We start from the raw sequence: 7743 nt of genomic DNA on the forward strand, positions 1-7743 counted from the left end.
GATTCGAGGACGGCATCGCGCGTGACGGGCATGGCTGTCTTCCTTTCGGGCATTCGGGGGCCGCGGCCCCACCGCTTAACTTGTCCGGACGCGCCCGGAGGGCAAGGGCATTTTCGGCATGCCGTTCCGTTTGCAAAGGCACGTACGATGCTCGAAATTACGTCAGCAAGACTCATGCATTTTCTGCATAGCGGCATTTCACCCGGAAACCATTGTGCATGCGCAGCATTGCCGTATCTTTGATCTCAACGGCGCGCGGCGAACGTCGCGGTCGGGCAGATCAAGACGCCCGGCATGCCGAAAAAGACTTGGAAACCCCTCCTCCTCCCTGGGTTTCCTTGTCTCGCGGTGGCACCCTCCTCCTCCCTGGTGCCGCCGCACCCTTCCGGGGCTTTCGGGTCCCAAGCTATGCGGCGGGTGGTCTCGTTCTCCCTGACCCCGCCGCTGACAAGAACGGCGACGCCTCTCCTCCCTGGCGTCGCCGTTTTTTTGGATCAGCAGGATCAAGGCCCGCCGGGCCGAACAGGCGCCGCTAGCAGGAGGCTGCCAGCCGTCTTGGGCGGGCGTCCGCCTCGGCCGTCCCACGACATGCGCCCTGAGCGCCAGCCGCGGACCCGACACCGAAAAGGGCGCGTGCCTCATAGGCGCGCAGGATCGGCCGGGCGGCCTCGAACGGTTCGTCGCCATCGAGGGTGAAATCGAGTTCGGGAAAATGGGTGGCGATCTCGTCGCGCGCCTCGGCATCCAGGGCGCGGCGGGCGACATCGCCCAGATAGAGGCTCTCGCAGACTACCCCCTCGGCCTGCACCAGTTCGTGCCGTTCGAACAGCAGATGGACATAACGCACCACGGGCCGCTCGGCGATGGCGGCGCCACCGATCCCGGCGATGGCGAAAGCGCGCGCAGGGATGAGCACTTCGGGGGTGGCAAACAGAAGCGCCGCCATCGCCGAGCCATGCATCACGCGATGCTGCTGCGACAGCACCAGCGGCCGATCGTTGCCAAGCGCCCCGGGCGGAAACACCACCGGTGCCATCACCCCGGTGCCCCGTGTCACGCTTTGCCCGACCCAGAGCAACATCTGCGGCCCGTGATCCACCGTTTCAACCATCATTCCGGGCGCGAGGCTGGCCGCGCGAACCGGGCCGCGCGGGGTGGCGATCAGCGTCTCGGCCTCGAAACACATGACCGGCGCGGAGAATTCCGTATCCGGATCGAGATCGTAAACGTAGAATCCCGGGCTCTGCTCACCGTCGAAATGATCCCAATACCATTGCTCCAGGTCGAATCCCGGCGACCAGACGACCTGAACGACATCGCCGTTCTGATTGGTGCCTTCGAAGACGACTGCATGGCCCGAGGCGAACGAAATCTCGTCGGAGCGGATGACCCTGGCCTCCACGATGGTGGTACTGCCGCCCATGCCACCAAAGCTGAGTTCGTAGACATCGTCGACCTGGAACCTGTAGGGATCCGGGTCGTCCGGCTTGGAGGTGATGACAAGGTCCTTGGTCGCATTGGGCGGGTAGTCGAAGGTCGACGTGCCCGGGCCGCCGGCATTGCTGTCGACATTGCTGCCAGTCGCGGCAGCGAATTCATTGTCTATGGCGTTGAAAGTGACCATGACTTCGGAGTCCTTGCCTCCGGAATCTCGCCCGCGACGGCGAACAAAGCGTTAACCCGATTCTTGCCGGGAAACGCTTTTTCGCTTGGATTTTCGGCAAATCCGGGGCGTTCGCGTGGCCTAGAACGGCACGTCGTCCGCGGCCCCGGCGGCGACGACGAAGCGCGCGACGACCTTCTTCTCGTCGGCCTTGTCGAAGGTGATGTCCAGCTTGTCGCCCTCGATCCCCGTCACCGTGCCATAGCCGAACTTCTGGTGAAAGACGCGGTCGCCAATGGCATGGGCGGCCACCGCCTCGGCGTCGATCACGAGGCCGCGGCTTTCGCGCGGCTGGCCGACGGGGCGCTGGCTGCTGCGCGCCTGCAACCGCTTCCAGCCGGGCGAGGCGTAGACATCGGCGCGGCTGGCGGCTTCTTCGATGGTGGAGCGCAGAGGCGCCGCGCCGCCGCCATAAAGGCCGGGGGGCGTCAGCACCTCGACATGGGCCTCGGGCAGCTCGTCGATGAAGCGCGAGGGCAGTTGTGACTGCCATTGCCCGTAGACGCGGCGGTTCGCGGCAAAGGAGATGGTGCAGACCTCCTCGGCCCGGGTGAGGCCGACATAGGCCAGCCTGCGCTCCTCCTCCAGCCCCTTGAGCCCGCTTTCATCCATCGCGCGCTGGCTGGGGAACAGCCCGTCCTCCCAGCCGGGCAGGAAGACCACGGGGAATTCCAGCCCCTTGGCGGCGTGCAGCGTCATTATGGTGATCTTGGCCCCGCCCTCTTCGGTCTCGTTGTCCATGATGAGGGCGACATGTTCGAGAAAGCCCTGCAGGTTCTCGAATTCCTCCAGCGCCTTGACGAGTTCCTTGAGGTTTTCCAGCCGCCCCGGCGCCTCGGGCGTCTTGTCGTTCTGCCAGTGCGCGGTATAGCCCGACTCGTCGAGGATGGTCTCGGCCAGTTCGACATGGTTCACGCGGGCGTCCAGCGCGGCGCCGTGCCAGCGGCCGATGCCCTGCAACAGCGTCTTCAGCGCGGCTGCGCCCTTGCCGCCCAAGCCGCCGGTTTCCAGCAAGAGCCGCGCGCCCTCGACCAGCGGGACGCCGTTCGAGCGCGCCATCTGCTGGATCGCCTGCTGCGTCTTGTCGCCGAGGCCGCGTTTCGGCGTGTTCACGATCCGCTCGAACGCCAGATCGTCCGCGGGGCTGACGGCGAGGCGGAAATAGGCCATCGCGTCGCGGATCTCCATCCGCTCGTAGAAGCGCGGGCCGCCGATGACGCGATAGGGCAGCCCGATCGTCAGGAACCGGTCCTCGAAGGCGCGCATCTGGTGCGAGGCGCGGACGAGGATCGCCATGTCGTCCAGCGAGAAGGGGCGCAATCCGCGGGTGCCGCGGGTCATCGCCTCGGCCTCCTCGCCGATCCAGCGCGCCTCTTCCTCGCCGTCCCAATGGCCGATCAGGCGGACCTTTTCGCCCCCGTCTGCCTCGGTCCAGAGCGTCTTGCCCAGACGGCCCTTGTTGGCGGCGATCAGGCCGGAGGCGGCGGCGAGGATATGCGGGGTCGAGCGGTAGTTCTGTTCCAGCCGGATCACCTGCGCGCCCGGAAAATCCTTTTCGAAGCGCAGGATGTTGCCCACTTCGGCGCCGCGCCAGCCATAGATCGACTGGTCGTCGTCGCCCACGCAGCAGATGTTCTTGTGCCCCCCGGCCAGCAGCCGCAGCCAAAGGTATTGAGCGACGTTGGTGTCCTGATACTCGTCCACCAGGATGAAGCGGAACCAGCGGCGGTACTGGTCCAGCACGTCCGGATGGGCCTGGAAGATCGTGACCATGTGCAGCAAGAGGTCGCCGAAATCGGTGGCGTTCAGGGTCTTCAGGCGGTCCTGATAGGCGGCGTAAAGTTCGACCCCGCGGGTGTTGAAGGCAGCGGCCTCGGCGGCGGGGACGTTGTCCGGGGTCCAGGCGCGGTTCTTCCAGTGGTCGATGATCCCGGCCAGTTGCCGGGCGGGCCAGCGTTTCTCGTCGATATTGGCCGCGCCGATCAGCTGTTTGAGCAAGCGCACCTGATCGTCGGTGTCGAGGATGGTGAAATTCGATTTCAGCCCCGCCAGTTCGGCATGGCGGCGCAGCAGTTTGACGCAGATCGCGTGGAAGGTGCCGAGCCAGGGCATGCCCTCGACCGCGTGGCCCATCAGTCGGCCCACCCGATCCTTCATCTCGCGCGCGGCCTTGTTGGTGAAGGTCACGGCGAGGATCTCGTTCGGTCGGGCGGCGCCCGTGTTCAGCAGATGCGCGATCCGGGCGGTCAGCGCGCGGGTCTTGCCGGTGCCCGCGCCCGCCAGCATCAGCACGGGACCGTCCAGCGTTTCCACCGCCTGCCGTTGCGCAGGGTTCAGGCCATCCAGATAGGGCGCAGGCCGCGCCGCCAGCGCGCGCTGACTGAGCGTCGTCCGGGCGGCGGCCTCGAAGGCGTTGGTGTCGTCGATAGAATCCATCCTGCCATCCTAGCGCGCGGATGAAGGAAGGGAAAGGCGAGTTCGCATAATGTTCCTGAAAGACCCTGCGAGATTGTCCCAAGCGGGCCAGTCCCCGAGTTTCGTGGCGCGCGCAATCCAAAGCCTCGCCGCGAACACGGCAGCCCTAGACCAAGCTTCCACTTGTCAGCCCGGCGCACGACCGTATACCGATAGCACAGGCGCGCGTCTCGCATGCGCAGCAAGGACATCCCGAAGGAGGCCCTGCCCTTGACCGAATTCAAGAAAATCCTCGTCGCGAACCGCGGTGAAATCGCCATCCGCGTCATGCGTGCCGCCAATGAGATGGGCAAGCGCACGGTCGCCGTCTATGCCGAGGAGGACAAGCTGGGGCTGCACCGCTTCAAGGCGGACGAGGCCTACAAGATCGGCGAGGGGCTGGGCCCCGTGCAGGCCTATCTGGCGATCGACGAGATCATCCGCGTGGCGAAGATGTGCGGCGCCGACGCGATCCACCCGGGCTATGGCCTGCTGTCCGAGAACCCGGCCTTTGTCGATGCCTGCGACGCGGCGGGCATCGCCTTCATCGGGCCCAAGGCCGAAACCATGCGCGCGCTGGGCGACAAGGCGTCCGCGCGCACGGTGGCAATCGCCGCGGGCGTGCCGGTGATCCCCGCGACCGAGGTGCTGGGCGAGGACATGGACGCGATCCGTGCCGAGGCCGCCGAGATCGGCTATCCGCTGATGCTCAAGGCCAGCTGGGGCGGCGGCGGGCGGGGGATGCGCCCGATCAACGGCCCGGACGAGCTGGAGGAGAAGGTGCGCGAGGGACGGCGCGAGGCCGAGGCCGCCTTCGGCAACGGCGAGGGCTATCTGGAAAAGATGATCCTGCGCGCCCGCCATGTCGAGGTGCAGATACTCGGCGACCAGCACGGCAACATCTATCACCTGTGGGAGCGCGACTGTTCGGTGCAGCGGCGCAACCAGAAGGTCGTCGAACGCGCCCCCGCCCCCTACCTGTCCCCCACCCAGCGCGAATACCTGTGCAATCTGGGCAAGAAGATCGCGGAAGCCGTGGACTACGAATGCGCGGGCACCGTCGAGTTCCTGATGGACATGGAATCGGGCGAGTTCTACTTCATCGAGGTCAACCCCCGCATCCAGGTCGAACACACCGTCACCGAAGAGGTGACCGGCATAGACATCGTGCGCGCGCAGATCCTGATCGCCGAGGGCAAGAGCCTGGTCGAGGCCACCGGGATCGCCAGCCAGTATGACGTGGAACTGACCGGCCACGCGCTGCAATGCCGGATCACGACCGAGGATCCGCTGAACAACTTCATCCCCGATTACGGCCGGATCACCGCCTATCGGGGTGCGACGGGCATGGGCATCCGGCTGGACGGCGGCACCGCCTATTCCGGCGCGGTCATCACGCGCTATTACGATTCGCTCTTGGAAAAGGTCACCGCCTGGGCCCCCACCCCCGAGGCGGCGATTGCCCGGATGGACCGCGCCCTGCGCGAGTTCCGGATACGCGGCGTCAGCACGAACATCGCCTTCGTCGAGAACCTGCTGAAGCACCCGACCTTCCTGAACAACGAATACCACACCAAGTTCATCGACGAGACGCCGGAGCTGTTCCAGTTCGAGAAGCGGCGCGACCGGGCGACGCGGATCCTGACCTTCATCGCCGATGTCACGGTCAACGGGAACCCCGAGACCGAGGGCCGCCCGCGCCCGCCCGCCGAGGTCCGCCCCCCCCGCCCGCCCAAGAACCGGCGCGACAGTTGCGCCCCCGGCATGCGGCAGATCCTCGACGAGTTCGGCCCGCAGGCGGTGGCCGACTGGATGGCCGAGCAGAAAGGGCTTCTGCTGACCGACACGACAATGCGGGACGGGCACCAGTCGCTCCTGGCAACCCGGATGCGGTCGATCGACATGATCCGCGTCGCACCCGCCTATGCCCACAACCTGCCGCAGCTGTTCAGCGTGGAATGCTGGGGCGGGGCCACATTCGACGTGGCCTATCGCTTCCTTCAGGAATGCCCCTGGCAGCGGCTGCGGGACATCCGCGCGCGGATGCCGAACCTGATGACGCAGATGCTGCTGCGGGGCGCGAACGGGGTGGGCTACACGACCTATCCCGACAACGTGGTGCAGGGCTTTGTCAGGCAGGTGGCTGCGACGGGCGTGGACGTGTTCCGCGTGTTCGACAGCCTGAACTGGGTCGAGAACATGCGCGTGGCGATGGATGCGGTGCTGGACAGCGGCAAGGTGCTGGAAGGCGCGATCTGCTATACCGGCGACATCCTCGACCCGGACCGGGCGAAATACGACCTGACATATTACGTCGAGATGGCCAAGGCGCTGAAGGCGGCGGGCTGTCATATCCTGGGGCTGAAGGACATGGCGGGGCTGTTGAAACCCGCCGCGGCCAGTGTGCTGTTCAAGGCGCTGAAGGACGAGGTGGGCCTGCCGATCCACTTCCACACCCATGACACCAGCGGGATCGCGGGCGCCACGATCCTGGCCGCGGCCGAGGCGGGCGTGGACGCCGTGGATGCGGCGATGGACGCGTTCTCGGGCGGCACCTCGCAGCCCTGCCTGGGCTCGATCGTCGAGGCGTTGCGCAACACGCCGCGCGATACCGGCATCGACATCGAGGCGGTGCGCGAGATTTCCGACTACTGGGGGCAGGTGCGCACGCAATACGCCGCCTTCGAATCCGGCATGCAGGTGCCGGCGTCAGAGGTCTATCTGCACGAGATGCCGGGCGGGCAGTTCACCAACCTCAAGGCGCAGGCGCGCAGCCTGGGGCTCGAGGATCGCTGGCCCGAGGTCGCCAGGACCTATGCCGACGTGAACCAGATGTTCGGCGACATCGTCAAGGTGACGCCCAGTTCCAAGGTGGTGGGCGACATGGCGCTGATGATGGTCAGCCAGGGGCTGACGCGGGCCGATGTCGAGAACCCGTCGCGCGACGTGGCGTTTCCCGATTCCGTCATCGACATGCTGCGCGGCAACCTGGGCCAGCCGCCCGGCGGGTTTCCCGAAGCCATCGTCCGCAAGGTGCTGAAGGGCGAGAAACCCCTGACCGAGCGGCCCGGCGCCAAGGTGCCGCCCGCCGATCTGGACAAGCTGCGCGCCGACCTGAAGGCACAGTTCGAGGATCTCGACTTCGACGACGAGGACCTGAACGGATACCTGATGTATCCCAAGGTCTTCACCGACTACACGGCGCGGCACCAGATGTATGGCCCGGTCCGCACCCTGCCCACGCGCACCTTCTTCTACGGGATGGAGCCGGGCGAGGAGATCACCGCCGAGATCGACCCCGGCAAGACGCTGGAGATCCGGCTGTCGGCCATCGGCGAGACCACCGAAGAGGGCGACGTGCGCGTCTTCTTCGAGCTGAACGGCCAGCCCCGCGTGATCCGCGTGCCCGACCGCAAGGCCAAGGCCACGGTGGCCAGGCGGCCCAAGGTGGAACTCGGCAACCCCGCCCATGTCGGCGCGCCGATGCCGGGGGCGATCGCGACCGTCGCGGTCAGCGCCGGGCAGAAGGTCAAGACGGGCGACCTGCTGCTGACCATCGAGGCGATGAAGATGGAGACAGGCCTGCATGCCGAGCGCGACGGCACGGTGAAGGCCGTGCATGTCAC

Annotated in this window: 3 protein-coding genes; 1 reads left to right on the forward strand and 2 read right to left on the reverse strand. The window is 66.4% G+C overall.

Annotated elements, in window-relative coordinates; all coding sequences use genetic code 11:
* Positions 1 to 532 precede the first annotated feature (532 nt).
* Positions 533 to 1624 (reverse strand): Hint domain-containing protein, encoded by a 1092-nt coding sequence (locus tag ENN83_RS02265; protein ID WP_287183585.1) that lies wholly within the window; start codon positions 1622 to 1624, stop codon positions 533 to 535.
* A 120-nt stretch (positions 1625 to 1744) separates the two neighbouring features.
* Positions 1745 to 4099 (reverse strand): ATP-dependent helicase, encoded by a 2355-nt coding sequence (locus tag ENN83_RS02270; RefSeq protein WP_287183587.1) that lies wholly within the window; start codon positions 4097 to 4099, stop codon positions 1745 to 1747.
* A gap of 249 nt (positions 4100 to 4348) precedes the next feature.
* Here ENN83_RS02270 and ENN83_RS02275 point away from each other — a divergent pair.
* The coding region (locus tag ENN83_RS02275) for a pyruvate carboxylase (RefSeq protein WP_287183590.1) at positions 4349 to 7743 on the forward strand (3395 nt) is incomplete at its 3' end.

The organism is Rhodovulum sp., assembly GCF_011048875.1.
Lineage (GTDB): Bacteria > Pseudomonadota > Alphaproteobacteria > Rhodobacterales > Rhodobacteraceae > Rhodovulum > Rhodovulum tesquicola.

Bases quoted from the DNA above. Each gene is read 5' to 3' on its own strand.
- ENN83_RS02265 (WP_287183585.1), bottom strand. From the start codon at position 1,624: ATGGTCACTTTCAACGCCATAGACAATGAATTCGCTGCCGCGACTGGC.
- ENN83_RS02270 (WP_287183587.1), bottom strand. From the start codon at position 4,099: ATGGATTCTATCGACGACACCAACGCCTTCGAGGCCGCCGCCCGGACG.